Origin of the sequence: Paraburkholderia sp. CNPSo 3281, from assembly GCF_024206515.1 — a bacterium.
In the GTDB taxonomy this organism is placed as follows: Bacteria; Pseudomonadota; Gammaproteobacteria; order Burkholderiales; family Burkholderiaceae; genus Paraburkholderia; species Paraburkholderia nodosa.
Genome location: NZ_JAMBPS010000171.1, coordinates 1 through 826, shown reverse-complemented (window position 1 = coordinate 826; position 826 = coordinate 1). Strand labels below are relative to the sequence as shown.

Below are 826 nucleotides of genomic sequence, written 5' to 3'. Positions count from 1 at the left end.
GCTCGATCACCTCCTGATGCCGCCTGGGCCACACGAAATGGTCTTCTTCAAGCCGGCGCAACATCAGCCAGAAACCGGTGCGCTCGTACAGCAGGAGCTTGACGCGATCGCGTTTGCGGTTGTGGAACGCATACACGGCACGGGCGAGCGGGTCCAGCTGCATTGACTCCGCGACCAGGGCAGCAAGGGTATTGATGCCGGCGCGGAAGTCAATCGGCTCGCGGTACAGGTAGACTTTCAGGTCGTCGTCGAAGCGGAACATCAGCTCCCCCTCAACGCGTCAATCATCGTCTTGAGCAGCGCGCAATCCTGCCCGGTGCACTCGAGTTCAAGGCTCACCCCGTTGGGCAGCTGCGCCACCAGGCGCGAGGGCAGCGGTGATCGCTGTGGCGCGTGGCTCCGCATCGGCGCCGCCGGTGCATCAGGTTCTGGCTGCGGCGGCATCTGCGAAGCCGCCCAGCTGTTATCGCTGATCGCCACCACCGGTACGAATGCCGTGGGCAGAGCCTTCGAGTCACATGGGGCGGCGGCGCCCTTCAGGAGCGCCTCGTAATTCTTGATCCAGCGGCGCAACTGGTTGGCGTTCACGCCCGCCTTCAGCGCCATACCCGCGATCGACACGCCCGGCTTCAGGCAGGCTTCAATCAGCCTCTGTTTGTCACGCTTGTCGAAAGTCCGCTTGCCTTCGACACCAACGTTGGTCGCACGCAAGGGCAAAAAATCTGCGCAGTTCTCGTCCATGAAGGGTGTGTCCATTAAAAAACCGTGGACACATCCTGCGCTGTTTTCAGATCAGGATCTATGTGAGGAGAAACTGCCGCTTACG

2 protein-coding genes are annotated in these 826 nt (G+C 61.5%); both read right to left on the bottom strand.

Translation table 11 applies throughout. The features are described 5' to 3' along the window. Nucleotides 1-262: IS66 family insertion sequence element accessory protein TnpB (tnpB, locus tag M3I56_RS40740; RefSeq protein ID WP_254358692.1), on the bottom strand; the 262-nt coding region annotated here is incomplete at its 3' end. Then, nucleotides 262-741: a transposase gene (locus tag M3I56_RS40735; protein WP_133188198.1), complete on the bottom strand. Its 480-nt coding sequence runs from the start codon at nt 739-741 to the stop codon at nt 262-264. The genes tnpB and M3I56_RS40735, both read right to left, overlap by 1 nt. Nucleotides 742-826: the final 85 nt, after the last annotated feature.

What these genes read in the sequence shown, in the direction of transcription:
- M3I56_RS40735 (WP_133188198.1), bottom strand. Translation starts at nt 741, where the DNA reads ATGGACGAGAACTGCGCAGATTTTTTGCCCTTGCGTGCGACCAACGTT.